Genomic DNA, 17,961 nt, shown 5'->3' with positions numbered 1-17,961 from the left:
CGCATGAAAATTCAGAGATTGCTTCGTACCTCGCAATGACGCGGAGGGGAAATAGGTAAGTACCTTAGGATTTAATTACCGGTATTCATAATACAACTGGCTTTCCATAATCACGCCGCTGGTGTAAGGCCAGTTGATGGTTACAGATTTATCAGTAACCGTAAAGCTGCCTGCATAAACTACGCCATTCACTTTTACTTTAAGCTGGTGTGTACCTAAACGAATTAATTTATGGGGAAAAACCTGGCTCGCCCATGTATCCTGAGTGACAGAGCCGGGACCACCACAGTTTGTATGTTTGCGTATATTCACTACGTTGAGAAGATAGTTATCTGCAGTGTCAACGGTAGCTGTGTACTGAACTATGCCGGTTGGACATGTTGTTGTCGCCCCAACATCGCCATTTGCTGTGTAAGTATTAAAATCGGTAGTAGCATAACCGGCGCTAAAATGCACTTTTATATCGCCAACAATCGGCTCAAAATCAGCAGAATCGGTAGTGGCAGTCATTATATTGGTTTTAGTGAGGGTACTATCTGCAGCAGATCCTGAAGTACTGCCTGCAACTACAGTGATAGTAACACTATACGGCAGGCCACCTTTTACTTGTGCGGTAATGGTGTATTTACCAGGAGCACTAAAAACTATTACACCTGCATTGTTTTTGTAACCAAAATGCAAATTCGCATCAGGAGTGAATTTCCACATCACAGAATCAGTGCTGGTAACTCCCGTTAACATCACACTATCCGGTTCGCCTACGGCAACCTGGGTTTTAGATACCTTTAGCTTTGAGCCGTTGCCTATATCCTGCAGATGCGTTTTATCACATCCCTGGATTATAAAAGTGCTCAACAAAGCGCCTAATAAAATAAGTTTCAGATTTTTCATGATTATAAATGGTTTAATAGTTCTTTATTGCATCATCGTATCAATAATTTAAAACGTTGGGCGACAAGTACTTTTTATTTCTACGCCGCTTTGTTGAAGGAGCACCAAACCCACCTGAGCCGGGTTTGTCCTTTTAGCATAAAAACAAACCGCAGGCTCAGGTAAAAACATCAGGGAGGAAATGTTTTGGGTTTTGGATGAACTTAAGCAGTTCATGAATGGGTTTATAACTGGTTAGTCGTTAGCAATTTCGCTGCGCGGTGATTAGGTTATGGGCTGCTCAGCTAATATTTTCCGCCAGTTCATAGCGGGCGTTAGCGCAGTATCTCACGAGCAAGTACTCCCCAAATGCAAACCGGAATAACTGCGCTATTATTTGCCCGCCATGATTAGCGGTCATATTAAAACGGCCCTTTCTACCTTTGCGTGCCGGTTATTTAATCGTTTATAAACTTTGGATTTTCAGTTTTAAAGTAGAATACTATTTCCCAATCGCCAGCCTCGAAAATCTGAAAACTCTGTGTGATCTTTCCAATTTGTGTGACGCCACCAAACCCAAGGCGTGAATACGTTAGGTTAATTTGCGCCTTATCACCGCCCGCGGTATTGTTGACCCCGCCTGCAGTATACTTAGTCGGTATGTCTGCCAGCGGTATCGGGTAGGCTACGTTATATTCCACGTATTTCTGGTAAACGTCGCCACCCGGTGTGCCGTCTTTTTTAAATCCGTGAATTTGGTCGGCCCAAACTGTAGTATTGAATTTAGCAGGATTAATGGCTACCGAGTCTTTATCCAGAACTTTGATTCTTAATCTGTGGCCTTTAGCCGCCGCATTTGTCGAGTCGCCCGCCTGGTCGGTGAACTTTCTGATAAAAAGATACACCAACCCCGTTGCCGGGTTTCTCGGATCACTCATCATCGAATTAGTACTTTCTCCAACAATACCGCTCAGGGCATCAGGATAATTATAAACCCTTGTATGCCCTCCGGGTGTGGTGGTATTAGGTAAACCCGTTATGGTATTATAATCGGCATTCGGGTAATATGGCTGTTCAACAGTGGGGGTGATTGACAAATTGCTGATAATTCGGGTACCTGCGCTGTTGCTGATCTTTACATCAAAATAATGCTGTTGCTGAGGGGTAACCACCGAGTCGGCTGGCTGAATAACAGGTCTGCCGGCCGTGTACCAAAGTTTAATATCTCCGTTTCCAACTATCTCCAGCATGGGGTGGTTTTCCAAATGTCGCTTTGCTTCTATTTGTGCCAGGCTGGTTTCTTTACCCGTATAAGGCGCGGTCCATACAAGTGTTGGCTTCGAAGCCACAATATCGCTGCCGTCGCGGCCGTCGCCATAGCGTGGGTTCAATAACGTAAACGTCATCGGGAAGGTTGAGTTTGCTGCGTTAAACACATCGCTATACACCGTTGTACGCCCTAAGATTGGCGAAAATATCTTGGTACTATAGTCGGCCTGCGAGCTTATATAACTTTTTTTGTCGGGCAGATTGTAAGACTTTTTACAACCTGCTGCCAACATAACTACCACTGCAGACACTAAACTTGTTATATTAAAAACTGATATTTTCACTTCAATATCTCCCGGTAAATCTATTCCGTAAATAAAAGATAGTTTATTATATATAAAAGGTTTAGCTATCTTTTATTACATCATCGCAGCAAGCTTTGCAAACGTTGGGTGCTATTTGATTTTTTTTAAAAATAAAACGGCCCCGGTAACCGGGGCCGTTTTATTGGAAATACGATCAATCTTTAGAAACAGGATACGCTTAATTTGATCTGAGATTCATGGTCCATTCAGATATCTGGAAAAGCGTTTGGCTACTGCTGCCCGTACCCACCTGCAATATTACCAAACGGTAACCGGTGTAAGCTACGTTATTAACAAAGTCAAACGTTCTTTCCTGATAGTTAGTTGTCCAGTCCTGATCTTGACGCACATCCAGTTGCACCCAAACCGCATTAGGGTTTGGCTGGTAGATATCATTAAACAATGGTGTTGCCCTTAGCTGCCACGGGGCCGGGTCAAGCGTAGCCTCAATCTTGAAGGCACGCGGGTCGCGGTCCTGGTATAGTTTTGAGTCATTGGCAGTAGTCAGGGTATAGCTGTTGCAAACCGCGGCGCGGGTACTACCATCGGCATTACGCGGGAACCAATACAATGACGGATAGTAGTTATTGCCTGCATCTACGTTTGAGATAAACTTTGTCAGTACTGAGCCGTCAAGCACCTTACTAAACACCTCGCCTGCCGATACCTGGCCATCATAATAGTTTGAAGCCGGTGGCCAATATGGAAACAACAAATCAGTTTTTAAATTCCAGGCTACCGGTGGTGGCGGCACATAGGTCATGCGGGCCGTATATTCATCAAAACCAAAGGTGTGGTCGCTGGTCAGTAAATGCACTATACCATTCTTGGTTTTTATATTAACGGATGAAGTGGTGGTTAATGCCCACTTGGCTACAAATAAACTTCGTTTGGTATCGGCAAACTGAATGGTTTCAACACCGCCATTTGAAAAACCTTCGGCATCGGCAAATACGCGCTGACCATGCATGGGGTAACCGCCACGCACCGAGTTTACTGTTAAACCGTCGCCCACAGAAAAATCATCGGCTACATAAAGGTTCCTGATAATATACATGGATACCAGCGTGTCCAGCGCTGCGCTGTCCAGTTTGGCCGAGGCTATGCTTTTTGCATCAGTTAAACCGGTTGCTCCCGCCGCCAATTGCGACAGGTAAATAGGCGACTGCCCGCGCGACGCGCGAAGATCATTCAAGTTAGTCACCGCTAATTGAAAACTGTTGTTAGACGGCGCAAATAATGTTACGGCGCTATCGGTCAAAATGGTTTTCATACCTTTAAAGGTATTCACCAGCATTAATAACGAATCATAAACGCCGGGCTTGCTTTTTAAATAATCATAAGTGGTTAAATTGGTGGTACTAATTACCGGGCTGGCATTGTACATTCCCTTTTCGGGTTTACAACCGAGGGTAAATAGCGTGGCGGCTACAAAAATGGCTGCCAGAAGTTTCATGGGTAGAAGTTCGTTTTTCATTTCATCACGTTTTTTTGTTTATAGCAGGTAAATTAACTACCGGTGTAATGAGTTGATAACGGGGCCATTATGCGTTTATTTTTAATCTGATTTTAATGCGCTGCCGAATAGTTTAAAGCGACATCAGCCAGGAGTTTCAGAATGTATGATGAAATAGTTTTTTATCTCATTAAACCTAACGTTCAAAACGTTGGCAGTATTTTTTATTAATAGCAATTAGGTTTTAGCTATAAATAAGAAAGGCCCCGAAGCAAATCGGAGCCTTTATATTTAAACGACCTCTTCTTGATAAAGGGCCGATTGAGGTTTATTCGTTTATCGCCTTAACACCCGGCAATACTTTACCTTCCATGTACTCCAATAGCGCACCGCCACCGGTTGAGACATAACTTACTTGTTTGGTATAACCAAATTTTGATACCGCAGCAGCCGAGTCGCCGCCACCAATCAATGAAAAAGCACCGGCCTGGGTAGCTTTAACAACTGCATCGGCAATTGCTTTGGTACCAACGGCAAATTTATCCATTTCGAAAACGCCCATAGGGCCGTTCCAAAGTATAGTTTTTGATTCTTCAACCACTTTACTGAAAGCTACGATAGTTTCAGGACCGATATCTAAGCCCATCCAGTTATCAGGGATCTCGCCGGTTTTAGCAACGTTGGTATTTGCGGTTGGCGAGAAATCGTCGGCTATAACATTATCTAAAGGCAGTAAAAGGTTTACACCTTTTTGTTTTGCTTTTTCAACCAGGTCTAAAGCCAGTTGTAATTTATCCATCTCAACCAATGAGGTACCAATATTGCCACCCCGGGCTTTAGCAAAGGTGTAAGCCATACCACCGCCGATAATCAGGTTATCAACTTTATCCAGCAAACGCTCAATCAACTCAATTTTGTCAGACACTTTTGAGCCGCCCATAATAGCAGTGAAAGGTTTTTCGGCACCGTTCAATACTTTCTCGGCATTAGCCAATTCGCTGGCCATTACATAACCAAAAAATTTAGCGTCAGGGAAAAACTGAGCAATGATTGAAGTTGAGGCATGTGCACGGTGTGCGGTACCAAATGCGTCGTTTACATATACATCGCCCAATGAGGCTAATTTTTTTGCAAACTCAACATCACCTTTCTCTTCTTCTTTATAAAAACGAAGGTTCTCCAGCAATAAAACCTCACCGCTTGAAAGCGCTTTTGCCTTTTCAACGGCTTGTTCGCCAATGCAGTCGTCAGCAAACTCAACATGCTGGCCTAACAGATCAGACAAATAAGGGATCACGTGTTTCAATGAATCTTTCTCGTTGGGACCATTTTTTGGACGGCCCAGGTGCGACATCAGAATTACTGCGCCACCGTCGGTCAGGATTTTTTTGATAGTTGGAATAGCCGCGGTTAAACGGTTATCGTCAGTTACGTGATTGTTCTCATCCAGCGGTACGTTAAAGTCCACACGGATAAGCGCTTTTTTTCCGGTAAATTTAATTTGATCTATAGTTTTCATGCTTTAAGTCAGAATTTAAAGTCCGCCAAATTGAGCATTTAATTCTAAATTCCGAATGGAAATGTAAAAAAAGACGCAATAAGTAAGTAAATCTATCGTGGAGTTTACGATATTTTAACATACATAGCATGGTGCGGACCGATACCCGGTATATCAAATTCTGGCGATACAATCTCAAAACCAATATCCTGGTAAAAACGCAATGCCCGCTTACGGGCGTTACACCATACGTAATCGGCGCGTTGTTCGCGCAGGTATACCAAACCAAAATTTAACAGCTTGGTACCTATGCCCTGCCCGCGGTATTTTTCAGAGGTAGCCATACCGCGTATCTGGTAGCCATCGCCTTTAAACTGGGCATAACTTTGCGGATGAAAAGACGCTATACTGGCCAGCTCGCCTTTTATAAAATAACCCAAGTGAAAATTACCATCCAGTTTATCGGTCGGGAAACGGCATTCATTAGGTGTCAGCTTGCCGTCGCGTAACACGGTATTTCTCAGTGGTAAAAGCTCTTCAACAGAAATAAATTTAATCATGCAGGTAAATGTATTTTTTCAACCAGGTCGGCCAAACGGCTCGAGTAGCCCATTTCATTATCATACCAGCCCACAACTTTTGTAAGGTCGCCAACTATTGAAGTTAATTGGGCATCAAAAACACAACTATGGGTGTTGCCTACAATATCGGCCGATACGATTGGGTCTTCGGTATATTCTAAAATATTTTTCATAGCACCCTGCGCAGCTTGTTTAAACGCAAGGTTAATTTCTTGAACAGATGGCTGTATTTTTAAGATACAGGTAAAATCTGTCAGCGAACCATTTAACACGGGCACACGAATGCCGGCCCCACCTAATTTCCCCGCCAGGTGCGGAAATATAGAGGTAATGGCTTTGGCGGCCCCTGTTGTTGTTGGTATAATTGATGCCGATGCTGCACGCGCTCTGCGCAAATCTTTATGCGGCGCATCATGCAGACTTTGGTCGCCGGTCATGGAGTGTACGGTGGTAATGTAGCCATCAATAATTCCCCAGTTATCATCCAGTATTTTAACCATGGCGGCCACATTGTTGGTGGTGCACGATGCGTTAGACAAAATGCTAGCATTCAGATCCACCTCATCTTCATTTACGCCTAAAACTACTGTCGGGATATCTTTATCCGCCGAAGGCGCCGATATAATCACCCTTTTTGCACCAGCATCCAGATGTGTTTGAGCACCTGCGCGTGAGGCAAATTTGCCGGTTGATTCAATAACCAGATCAATATCAAGTTCTTTCCAGGGCAGTTTTACCGGATCACGCTCAGCCAGTATTTTTATCTTATTGTTATTAACGATGAGGTGCTGATTATCAAAGGAAACTTCTCCGGTGAAACCACGGTGCACAGAGTCATATTTAAACAGATGCGCCAGTGTGGCGGCGTCGGTAAGGTCATTTATGGCAACTACCTCTATGCCAGGCTTGGTTAAGATGCGGCGTAAAAAAATACGGCCTATTCTGCCGAATCCGTTTATTGCTATTTTCATAGGGTGTTGCGTAGATAACGCGAAAATAACCAAAACAGTTTAATACGGCTAAAAAATACCGCATAAACAGACATTCAAGTTAGATTTTAAACCAGTAGCTTAAATAAACAGGTTGCGCAAAGCCAGGCTTTCGCGTTCTTTTGACCTTAGGGTGAAGGTTATGCCCCAGTTGAATAATATCGAGATAACGAAGATAATACTTACCAGCGCAAAAGTGCCCAGACTATTAAACAGCAACGAGATAGTTATACAAACCAGGTTAAAACCTGCACAGATCAGCGTGGTTTGAAGGTGGGTATAACCTAGTCTTAATATGCGATGGTGAATATGATTTCTATCAGCCTCAAAGGGGGATATCCCGCTCATAATTCTGATAAAGAAAATACGGATAGTATCAAAAACAGGCACTATCAATATAGCTACCGTTAAAGCCGGGGTTGCGCCGAGCGGTGGGATGCCGGGTGTATTTACTTTGGTGAGCTCAATAAGTTTAATTGCCATTACTACTGATATCAACCCGATGAATAATGAACCTGTATCGCCCATGAATATTTTTGCCGGCGTGATATTATAACGCAGAAAACCCGCGATTGCACCTACCAGAATTAAAGATATCACCGCAAACTCATATTGCCGGATATAAAAAAACAGGGTGGCAAATGCCAGGTTTGCCAGTATGCCGGTTATGCCTGCAAGGCCGTCTATACCGTCAATAAGGTTGAAGGCATTTATGATCATGATAATTACAATAACTGACAACGCAGCACTAATGACAAACGGCAGGTCATAAATACCAAAAACGCCATACATACTGGTTAGCCTGATATCGCCCAGGATAACTAATATTAATGCCGCCACAAACTGAACCAGAAATTTGGTACTTGAATTTACTCCGGAAAGGTCATCCTTAAGGCCCATAATAAATAGTATGATACCTGCTGTAAGTAAATACCCAACCGGGAATGTTTTATCGGCGATAGTGAACACAAGCGCTGTAACACAGTAACTAACAAAAATAGCTACACCGCCAAGGCGCGGAATACCATGGTCATGCTGTTTTCTGAAATGGCCGATATCGTCATACAAATGACGGGTGCGTGCTACGTGAAGAATTGAGGGGATGGAAATTACAGAAAGTAAGGCGGCAAAGCCAACAACACACAAATAATAAAAAATTTGGTAATGAGTAAAAAACTCCGGCATATAATTTTTAGCGTAAACGGTTTAAATCAGCAACCAAAATATTCTTGGGACGTAATAACGATCATGCAATTCTGAATAAAATAACAAGAACCCCGCCATCACTTTACGTACTGGAGAATTTTTCTTACTGGTTTAAAAATTACACATAATAGTGGAAAAAACACCCCATTTTTCCCCATTGCTTTAAAATCATTTTTCCAGGCGCGTAAGCGATTACTAAATTTTTGATTGCTCGCCCCGCCTATGGTCATGTTAACCAGCGTTTTATTCAGATAAACCGCATTCAGTTTATGCAAATGCATAAACCGCAACATCAGTTCATAATCTGCAGCCGTGCCAAATGCCTTATCATAGTCGCCTAATTTTTCGAAAAAAATGCGCCTGCAATAAAATGTTGGATGCGGCGGCATCCATCCCCAGTTAAACCTGCCATGGCTATAATCACCTGTATGCCATATACGTAATATTTTACCGTCTGGTTTCAAATAATTCAAATCTCCGTAAACAATATCGCAGGCGGGGTTGGCAAAAGCAGCGGCTATATTATTTAATACATCATTTGTCGCAAAATGGTCGTCTGCATTCAAAATGCCTATTACGTCTCCGGTTGCCAAACGGATGCCTTTGTTCATTGCATCATATATTCCTGCGTCAGGTTCTGACACCAAATGATTGATAAATTTCAGGTGCTGGCTTATTATTTGCAAAGTCGCATCGGCCGATGCGCCGTCAATTATAATATACTCAAGGTTGTTATAGTTTTGTGCTTTAACAGAGTCAATACAACGGCCAATAGTATTTTGGGCATTAAGTGTAACGGTTATTAACGAAATTTTTAAATGCTGCACTTCTTAAAAAATACACTGTTTATACTTACAAAATCGTAGTTTTGAGCTGCTTACCTTAAAAGGTTAAATGCTAAGCCTGTTTAAATAATTATGCGCTATTTAATACTTCTCTTCTTGTTTGTGTCGCTTCTTTCGGTTTCTTGTTCGTACAAGCAAGATCAATATTTATTTGAGCAAAAAGCGGCTGTTACAGGCGTAAAACCAACCGATAGCGCGTCAAATATAACCAATTATCGCATTCGTCCTCAGGACATTCTGCAGATTACCAATGTACAAAACAACCGCAGTATCATTAATGAGCAGGCTGGTGTTTTAGGCGTACAATCTGGCATGCAGAACAACGCTAACAATAGCGAAAATAATAACAATACCTATACTGTTGATGACGACGGCACCATTGGGTTACCCGTACTTGGCCGCATACAAATAGCTGGGTTAACACGTACTGAAGCCAGAAAACGAATTGAAGAACTTTACAGCAAAGAGCTGAAACAACCATTGCTTGACGTAAAAATAGTTAACCTCAAAGTCACCATCGCCGGCGAAGTTAAAATACCGGGCAATATTGCGCTGGTTAAAGATCGTACAACGTTAATTGAGGTAATAGGTCAAGCAGGCGGCCTTACCGATAAAGCAGATGAAAAAACTGTCAAAATCATCCGCACAAATCAACATTCAAAAATTGATCAGTTAGATCTGAGTAACATCAATACCTTGTCAGACCCACGTATTTACGTTCAAAATGATGATATTGTGTATGTACTGCAAAATAAAAAAGCGGTGCGCAATGCCAATTTGCAAAATTTTTCGCTCATAGTTCAGCCCGTTTTACTGGTAATTAATGCGGCTTTAATTATTTATACGTTTGCACACCGCTAATGGAACAGGAGAGATCAAAACAAAAACTCCCCCATCAGGAGTTTGACTATTACAAGATAGCCAAGATCCTGCTAAGCCGCTGGTATTGGATAGCGGGCTCCATTGTATTCTGCGTTTTAGTGTCAAATATATATTTGTGGTACACGCCAAAAATCTACTCTACTTCGGCTATAATGAAGTTTGAGGACAGGAAGTCAGAAATTGGCGACCTGGTAGGTACGGCTACGCAGGCAGACCGCCCGGCCAGTTACTCGCGCATACCCAGCGAAACCATTGTAATAACCAGCACGCCTTTATTATTAAACGCCGTAAAGCAGTTAGACTACCGCATTAGTTTCTACGTAGTAGGGCGCGTGTTAAACCGCACCTCTGAGCTATATCCGAGCAAACCCATTCAGGTAAGCATACTTAAACTAGACAGTGCCGATTTTTATCGGGGGCTCATCAGTTTCAGGCCGGTTAATAAATCCACATTTAATATCTCTTATACTGAAGGCGATAGGGAAATACAGAAAACTTACCGCTACAATAGTCCATTTACCATAGGCTCAACGGCTTTCAGCATTCAGTACCCCGGCGAAATGACAAGAACTACGCTGATACTGTTTAAACTTAACGCTCCTGAAGATCTGGTATCTCGTATCAGAGCCGGTTTGCAAACTAACGAAGTCGCCAAGAATTCAAATATGATGAACTTGCGCGAAACCGACATGAACCCGCAATTTGCTGCCGATGCACTGAATGCGGTAATGAAAGAATACCTGAACTACGATCGTGATCAGCGGTCTAAATCTGCTTCGCAAATGATCAGGTTTATTGACAGCCAGCTGGAGATTTTGTCGAACGATGTGAAAGGTTCTGAAAACTCTATCAAAGAGTTTAAGCAAAGTAACAAGTTAATCGACGTTAATTCGGCCGCAGAACAGGTTATTGCCAAAGGTAAAGATATCGAGTCGCAGATTAACTTGTTAAAGATAGACATGCTGTCTATCAATCAACTTAAACAGGATATAATTAAGGGTAAAGAAAACGTCAATTTAAACCTGGTTGTAGGAGGCGGTACAGTAGACGGACAGCTTAGCGGTGCAATATCCAGCCTTAACGGATTGTTAACATCTAAAAATGCCTATCTTAAAACTTACAACAGCACATCACAGGTAATACAGGACATTGACAGGCAAATATTACAGGTAAAAAATGATGCACTGAACAGCATCACTTTATCAGCGCAGCTTATACAAAATAAGATCAGGTTTTTGCAGGAACAGCTGGGAGCTACTAACAGTAAAATTGCCGAAATGCCCGCTGCCGAGCGCGACCTGGTTAGTTTAAAAAGAGATTTCGACGTAAACGATAAAGTGTATTCGTTTTTGTCTGAAAAAAAAATAGATCAGGAAATTTACCGTGCCGGTATACTGCCGGGTGCCACTATTGTAGACCAGGCGCAGCCTAATTACAGCCCCATATCGCCAGATGAACACGGGACGCATCAAAAAGCAATATTAATTGGTTTAGCTATAGGTTTAGGCGCCATATTACTTATACGAATTTTAAACCCCTATATATACGACAAAGAAACCGTTGAAAGCCTTACCACGGTACCTATTATTGGGGTAATACGCAAGTATCCTGACGAGATTGATGAGTTTAGCAGCCAGATATTGGCGCTAAGCAAACCGAAATCGTTGTTTGCCGAGTCGGTAAGAGCTGTACGTACCAATTTAAATTTCCTGGCGGCTGAGAAGAAAAGTAAGGTAATATGCATTACCTCAGAAGTTGCCGGCGAAGGCAAATCGTTTGTAGCGGTTAACCTGTCAAGCACGCTGTCGCTGATTGATAAAAAAGTAATATTAATAGGTGCAGACTTAAGGCGGTCAAAGCTGCATAAAACGTTCCATGTACCTAATGATCTGGGTTTGAGCAGTTACCTGTCAAACCAATGTACGCTTAACGATATTATCAACCATTCAAATCAAAGCGAATTAGATTTTATTGTTTCAGGCCCCGTGCCGCCTAACCCATCTGAACTGTTGCATTCTGACAAAATGAAACAACTGGTGGCTGAGCTCTCAGAACGGTATGATGTGATCATGATTGACACGGCGCCTATCGGCCTGGTTTCAGATGCTATCCCGCTGATCAGAATGAGTGATATCAATTTGTTTGTTATCCGGTCGGGCAAATCTAAGTTCTATGCGGCTACCGTGCCTCAGCGTATCGAGCATGAATATAACCTGAATAACACCGTAATTGTACTCAACGCATTTGCACAAGATTTGCTTCATTCAAGATACTATACCACTAAAGTAGCTGGCGACAGCTACGGAAAATATTATTATTACTCTGATTATAGCGGCTATGAAAGCTCTGGTTATTACGTTGACAACGATAACGATGTAAAATGGTGGCAAATATGGCGTTGGTTTAAAAACTAGACATTGTCATTTTTGAATACGTATATGACAAAAAATGCAGACGCTAACCAATGGCACCCGGTTTATACGCACCCCCGGGCCGAAAAGAAAGCTTATGAAGCTTTAATAAACAAAGGCATAACTGCCTACCTACCCCTGCATAAACAATTAAAGCAATGGAGCGACAGGAAAAAATGGGTAGAAGAACCCCTTGTCAAATCATACCTGTTTGTATTTATTAACGAAAAACAACGTACTGAGGTACTGATGACCAAAGGTATATCGCGCTTTATTTACTTTTCAAATAAAATTGCAACCATGCCTGGCAAACAGATTGAAGATATGAAACTGCTGCTGGCAAGCCCGTATGAACTTGAAATAACTGAAAAAAACCTGCAGGCGGGCGAAAAAATATTAATTAAAGCAGGGCCGTTAAAAGGCATTGCCGGCGAGATAATTTCTTATCGAACCCAAAAACAATTGGTTTTAAAACTTGAACATCTGGGCTGCTCAATAATTGTAAATGTTTCGGCCGAATTAATTGACAGATTTTAGCTATTATCGTTCTGACGTTACAGCTGCAATAAAAATGACTGAAACCAATAAACTGATAAGTTAAACTAAACTGTAACTTACGCGGCGAAGCTGTAAACAGCAGCTATCTATCTATAGGTATTTATGTGCAGAATTGCGGGGATAATTTCAACTCAATACAATAGCGAAGAGCTCAGGCATAAAGTAAGTTTGATGTGCGATGTATTGAAGCATGGCGGACCCGATGATGCCGGCATCTTTGCAGACACAGATGCCGGCCTGGTTTTCGGTCATCGTCGGCTGTCGATTATTGATTTAACGTCAAACGGACACCAGCCTATGGCTGATACTGAACAAAAAACCTGGATAACTTTTAACGGTGAGATTTATAATTACGCAGAGTTAAAGCAACAACTTATCAATCTTGGATCACGCTTCCATTCTGATACAGACACCGAGGTAATCATACAAGCGTATTTACAGTGGGGCATCGGGGCATTTGATAAATTGAGGGGAATGTTTGCTTTTGCCCTTTATGATAAGACTAAATCCCTAACCTACCTGGTTCGCGACGAGTCGGGTATCAAGCCCCTCTATTATTCTACGCTCAACGGGCAGTTAATATTTGCTTCAGAGATTAGGGCCATAAAAGCCTCCGGGATACCAATAGCCGATAACCCTGACTGGCAAATCAACTTTCTGGCTTACGGGCACATCCCTGAGCCATATACCACGTATAAAGACGTTTATAGTTTACCCAAAGGAAAAATCCTGAGCCTGAACCATCAAACCGGTCAGGTTCAAATCAAATCTTACAGGCATCATACGGCTACTAGCGTCATAAATGATCTTGCTGAAGCACATCACCAAATAAAGTTGTCGCTGACAGCTGCAGTAAAACGCCAGTTAATTGCGGATGCCGACATCGGTGTATTTTTGAGCGGAGGTATCGACTCGAGCTTACTTACCCTATTAGCTGCCGAACAAAAACAGCAGGGCCTTAAAACGGTATCTATTTTTTTTGACGACAAAGCCTATGACGAGAGCAGGTATCAACAAGCCGTTTTTAACAAAATAGGCGGCGAGAAATATACCCACCTGGTACAGCAGCAAGACTTTGATACTTTTTTCCCCCAGGTGCTTAGTGCTATGGATATGCCTACAACAGATGGCATCAACAGCTGGTTTATAAGCAAATACGCGGTTCAGGATGGCTTAAAAGCCGTATTATCAGGCATTGGCGCTGATGAACTTTTTGGGGGATATCCGTCGTTTAACCGTATCGGGCTGCTCAGGTATCTGCGCAAGCTACCCGGTTCATTAATTAAGAACTTGGCCCGGTTAACTGACGATAAATACAGGCGATTAATATTTTTAAGCGTCGACCATCCGCTGGCCGACTATCTTTTTTTACGGGGGTTGTTTGTACCCGCTGATATTGCAGCGATATTAAATTGCGACGAGAGACAGGTTTACGAAGTATTATTCAACAATGAAAGCTATGTAAGCTTTACTAAATACACACCTGAAACGGCCTCGCTGCTTGAAACAAACCTGTATATGCAGAACCAGTTGCTGCGCGATACAGACGTGATGAGTATGAACCACGGCCTTGAAGTAAGGGTGCCGTTTCTGGACGAAGATTTCCTGCAAACAACTTACAGCATATCGCCACAAATACGGTTAATTAAAAATCAGCCTAAAAAGATTTTAATTGATACCTTTAATGATATTTTACCCAAAGCCGTGTGGGACAGGCCTAAAATGGGGTTCAGCTTTCCCTTGCAACAATGGATGAGTAATCATTCGGCCATCGCAGACGAAAGCTTTTATAAAAACCAGACAGCCAAAGGTGTTATCGCAAGTTTCAGAAACAACAGGATCCATTGGTCGAAAGCCTTTGCCCTGTTCCAACTACAAAACCATGCCTAAGCGTATAGTACTGCTTACTTTACAAACATTTAGTACTACCGGGGGTATTCAGAAAATGACGCGCACCCTTGCACACTCGTTACAAACAGTAGCTGCGTTGCACAATTGGGATTTCAAGCTATGGTCTGTTTATGACAAAGACGAAGATTTAATGCCCCAATACCTGTCGCCAAAACGATTTAAAGGGTTTAATGTAAAACGAAACTCATTTGTAATGAAGGCCATCAGGGTAGCAAAATCATCAGAAGTGATTATTATTACCCACATTAATATGGCTGTGATCGGGCTGCTGGCCAAGTTTATCAATCCTAAATGCGAAATGTGGCTTATTGCACATGGCATTGAAGTTTGGCGACCCTTATCGTCCGTAAGGAAACTATTTTTGAAAAAATGCGATAAAATTGTTTGCGTTAGCAGCTTTACCAAACGGGAAATGATACGCTGGCACAATGTCGATGCCGGCAAATGCGTGGTACTGAACAACGCTATCGACTCGTTCATGCCGCCGCCATCAAGTTTTAGCAAACCCCGGTACCTGCAACAAAAGTACCGGCTTGCCGATGACGACAAAGTACTGTTTACACTCACCCGCCTGGCCGCCACAGAACAATATAAGGGATATGAACAAGTAATTAAAGTGCTGGGCAAACTGCGCGTTAACTTTCCGAAAATAAAATACGTTTTGTCAGGCCAGTACGACAGCAGTGAAGAGGCCCGTATTAAACAACTGGCCAGAAACTATAATGTAGAAGATATTGTAATTTTAACCGGCTTTATAAGCGAAAAAGAGCTGGCCGACCATTATTTAATGGCCGATTTATTTGTACTGCCGAGTAAAAAAGAAGGTTTTGGTATTGTATTTATTGAGGCGATGTCTTTTGGGCTGCCGGTTATTTGCGGTAATGTGGATGGCAGTATGGATGCGATACGTAATGGCGAACTAGGCAAAGCCGTCGATCCTGATAATTTGGATGAGATACAGCGCGGTATTGAAGACTATTTAAGCAAGCCGCTCACCATTGAATACCGGCAAAACCTGCAGCAACAATGCCTGCAACATTTTAACCAGGATAATTATATCAACAAACTGCAACAATTGTTAATGCATGAACCCGTTAGCTGACGAACATTGGGATACTGAAATAACTGCCGACAATAAGTTACTCAGCTTAAATTTTAAAGATGTATGGCATTACCGTGACTTGTTACTGCTGCTGGTTCGTCGGGATTTTGTGGCGTTTTATAAGCAAACCATCCTGGGGCCGCTTTGGTTCTTTGTGCAGCCCATCATTACCACCATAACTTATACATTTATTTTTAATAATCTGGCCGGCATCCCTACGGATGGCATCCCTGCTCAGCTGTTTTACCTGGCAGGCATCACTTTATGGAACTACTTTGCAGATTGCCTCACTAAAACATCCACCGTATTCAGAGACAACGCCGCCATGTTTGGCAAGGTGTATTTTCCGAGGTTAATTATGCCGTTGAGCATCGTACTTTCTAATCTCGTTCGCTTCGGCGTTCAGTTCCTGCTATTCGTAATAGCGATGATATTTTTTAATATCAAGGGGTTTTCTGTAATGCCGAACGGCATGGCATTGCTTTTTCCGCTACTCATTGTGCTGGTAGCCGCCCAAGGCCTTGGGCTTGGTATGATGGTATCGGCAATAACTACCAAATACCGTGATTTAGCCTTTGTAGTGAATTTTGGCGTTCCGTTGTTAATGTATGCCACACCGGTAATTTATCCCCTTTCTGTGGCGCTGCAAAAGTATCCTAAGTACGCCAATGTCATTAAATACAATCCAATCACCGGTATTTTAGAAACCTTTAGATATGGTTTTTTAAGCAAGGGCACCTTCAGTTGGGAACTTTTAGGTTATAGCTGCGGTGTTACCGTGATTATATTTTTGTTGGGTACGCTGATCTTTAACAAGGTCGAGAAAAATTTTGTAGATACTATTTGAGTGATTTGAAAATACTGCAAATAAACGCGTCTTATAAGCCTGCCTACATTTACGGAGGCCCAACCATGTCGGTTTCCAAACTAAGCGAAGAGCTTATTAAAGCCGGCTGCCAGGTACAGGTTTATACCACCACTGCCAAAGGCCCTGAAGAATTGCCTATCCCACCCAATACCAAACAAATTGTAGATGGCGTCCGGGTAACTTATTTTAAACGCATTACCAAAGATCACTCCCACCTGTCGCCGGCTTTATTAAAAGCTTTGTGGCGCAATGCAAAACAGTATGACGCCATCCACATTCATGCCTGGTGGAATATGGTTTCGGTACTATCGGCATTAATCGGGCAGATTAAAAAAGTGCCTGTAGTCATATCTCCGCGTGGGACCTTAAGCAATTATTCATTCGGTTATAGAAAAAGCTTGTTAAAAAAGCTCTTTCATTCAGTTATAGGAAAATCGTTACTAAATCATTCCTATATCCACGCCACCTCTCCTGCCGAGCAGCAATCGTTACAGCAAATCATCTCACCAAGGCAAATATTTGACATACCTAATTTTGTAGAGATCGCCCCGTCAATGCTAATGAAAACATACGATAGCAGCCCGTTATTTAAACTTTTGTTTTTTTCGAGGATAGACGAAAAAAAAGGGCTGGATATTTTATTACATGCCTTGCCGCTGCTAAAGGTACCCTACCACCTTACCATAGCCGGCGACGGTGATAGACAGTATGTTGAAGTATTGAAAAACATCATCCATTATAATAATACCGAAGCCCATGTTAGCTGGATAGGCTTTCAGCACGATAATAAGTTTGAGGTACTTGCCGGTCAGGATTTGCTGGTACTGCCGTCGCAAAACGAAAACTTTGGCAACGTGGTAATTGAAAGCCTGAGCGCAGGCACGCCTGTATTGATAAGTAATGGTGTTGGCCTTGCCGATTATGTATCGGAGAATAACCTGGGCTGGGTATGCGAGGCGAAACCTGAATCAATTGCCGGTATGATCAATGAAATTGCCATCAATCAAAAAGATAAACTGCAACTTATGAGCGATACTGCCCCGACCTTGATTTATGCTGATTTTGATGAAGGCAGACTCGTTCAGCGTTACATTGGCATGTACAGCCAAATCATAACATCGCCTCAACTATAATTTGGTTACTTTTACGC

General features: G+C 42.4%; 15 protein-coding genes. 7 read left to right on the top strand and 8 right to left on the bottom strand.

Annotated features, from left to right (window positions below; all coding sequences use genetic code 11):
• Positions 1–75: 75 nt before the first annotated feature.
• From ACFS5N_RS00575 to ACFS5N_RS00540, 8 genes are all read right to left on the bottom strand, one after another.
• Positions 76–891, bottom strand: a complete 816-nt coding sequence (locus ACFS5N_RS00575; protein ID WP_377181117.1) for a hypothetical protein — start codon at positions 889–891, stop codon at positions 76–78.
• Positions 892–1,328: 437 nt separating this feature from the next.
• Positions 1,329–2,483 carry a DUF5007 domain-containing protein gene (locus tag ACFS5N_RS00570; RefSeq protein WP_377181115.1) on the bottom strand — a complete coding sequence of 385 codons (1,155 nt, stop codon included), beginning with the start codon at positions 2,481–2,483 and terminating at the stop codon, positions 1,329–1,331.
• 199 nt (positions 2,484–2,682) lie between these two features.
• On the bottom strand, positions 2,683–3,981 hold the full coding sequence (locus ACFS5N_RS00565) for a hypothetical protein (RefSeq protein ID WP_377181114.1): 1,299 nt from the start codon (positions 3,979–3,981) through the stop codon (positions 2,683–2,685).
• 307 nt (positions 3,982–4,288) lie between these two features.
• Entirely contained in the window at positions 4,289–5,479 is a 1,191-nt protein-coding gene (locus tag ACFS5N_RS00560; protein WP_377181112.1) for a phosphoglycerate kinase, read from the bottom strand.
• Positions 5,480–5,583: 104 nt separating this feature from the next.
• Complete coding sequence (locus ACFS5N_RS00555; RefSeq protein ID WP_377181110.1) at positions 5,584–6,018, bottom strand: GNAT family N-acetyltransferase; 435 nt, start codon at positions 6,016–6,018, stop codon at positions 5,584–5,586.
• On the bottom strand, positions 6,015–7,010 hold the full coding sequence (gene gap, locus ACFS5N_RS00550; RefSeq protein ID WP_377181108.1) for a type I glyceraldehyde-3-phosphate dehydrogenase: 996 nt from the start codon (positions 7,008–7,010) through the stop codon (positions 6,015–6,017). The genes ACFS5N_RS00555 and gap overlap by 4 nt, the downstream gene beginning before the upstream one ends.
• A 99-nt stretch (positions 7,011–7,109) precedes the next feature.
• Positions 7,110–8,213, bottom strand: a complete 1,104-nt coding sequence (locus tag ACFS5N_RS00545; protein ID WP_377181106.1) for an MraY family glycosyltransferase — start codon at positions 8,211–8,213, stop codon at positions 7,110–7,112.
• A gap of 98 nt (positions 8,214–8,311) precedes the next feature.
• Complete coding sequence (locus ACFS5N_RS00540) at positions 8,312–9,061, bottom strand: glycosyltransferase family 2 protein (RefSeq protein ID WP_377181103.1); 750 nt, start codon at positions 9,059–9,061, stop codon at positions 8,312–8,314.
• A 90-nt stretch (positions 9,062–9,151) separates the two neighbouring features.
• On the opposite strand from ACFS5N_RS00540, the gene ACFS5N_RS00535 reads away from it, so the two are divergent.
• The 7 genes from ACFS5N_RS00535 to ACFS5N_RS00505 all read left to right on the top strand — a co-directional run bounded on the left by ACFS5N_RS00535 (position 9,152) and on the right by ACFS5N_RS00505 (position 17,944).
• A complete protein-coding gene (locus ACFS5N_RS00535) occupies positions 9,152–9,940 on the top strand; it encodes a polysaccharide biosynthesis/export family protein (protein ID WP_377181101.1) in 789 nt (262 codons plus the stop codon).
• Positions 9,940–12,375, top strand: a complete 2,436-nt coding sequence (locus ACFS5N_RS00530; protein WP_377181099.1) for a GumC family protein — start codon at positions 9,940–9,942, stop codon at positions 12,373–12,375. Before ACFS5N_RS00535 ends, ACFS5N_RS00530 begins: the two co-directional genes overlap by 1 nt.
• A gap of 24 nt (positions 12,376–12,399) precedes the next feature.
• Positions 12,400–12,909 carry a UpxY family transcription antiterminator gene (locus ACFS5N_RS00525; RefSeq protein ID WP_377181097.1) on the top strand — a complete coding sequence of 170 codons (510 nt, stop codon included), beginning with the start codon at positions 12,400–12,402 and terminating at the stop codon, positions 12,907–12,909.
• A 123-nt stretch (positions 12,910–13,032) separates the two neighbouring features.
• Positions 13,033–14,820, top strand: coding sequence for an asparagine synthase (glutamine-hydrolyzing) (gene asnB, locus ACFS5N_RS00520; RefSeq protein WP_377181095.1), 1,788 nt, complete (start codon positions 13,033–13,035; stop codon positions 14,818–14,820).
• Positions 14,813–15,943 (top strand): glycosyltransferase family 4 protein, encoded by a 1,131-nt coding sequence (locus ACFS5N_RS00515; protein WP_377181094.1) that lies wholly within the window; start codon positions 14,813–14,815, stop codon positions 15,941–15,943. Before asnB ends, ACFS5N_RS00515 begins: the two co-directional genes overlap by 8 nt.
• Complete coding sequence (locus ACFS5N_RS00510; protein WP_377181092.1) at positions 15,927–16,790, top strand: ABC transporter permease; 864 nt, start codon at positions 15,927–15,929, stop codon at positions 16,788–16,790. The genes ACFS5N_RS00515 and ACFS5N_RS00510 overlap by 17 nt, the downstream gene beginning before the upstream one ends.
• A gap of 5 nt (positions 16,791–16,795) precedes the next feature.
• Positions 16,796–17,944, top strand: coding sequence for an XrtY-associated glycosyltransferase XYAG1 (locus tag ACFS5N_RS00505; protein WP_377181090.1), 1,149 nt, complete (start codon positions 16,796–16,798; stop codon positions 17,942–17,944).
• Positions 17,945–17,961 lie beyond the last annotated feature (17 nt).

The organism is Mucilaginibacter ximonensis (genome assembly GCF_042686265.1).
Lineage (GTDB): Bacteria > Bacteroidota > Bacteroidia > Sphingobacteriales > Sphingobacteriaceae > Mucilaginibacter > Mucilaginibacter ximonensis.
This window is presented reverse-complemented; position numbering and strand designations above follow the sequence as displayed.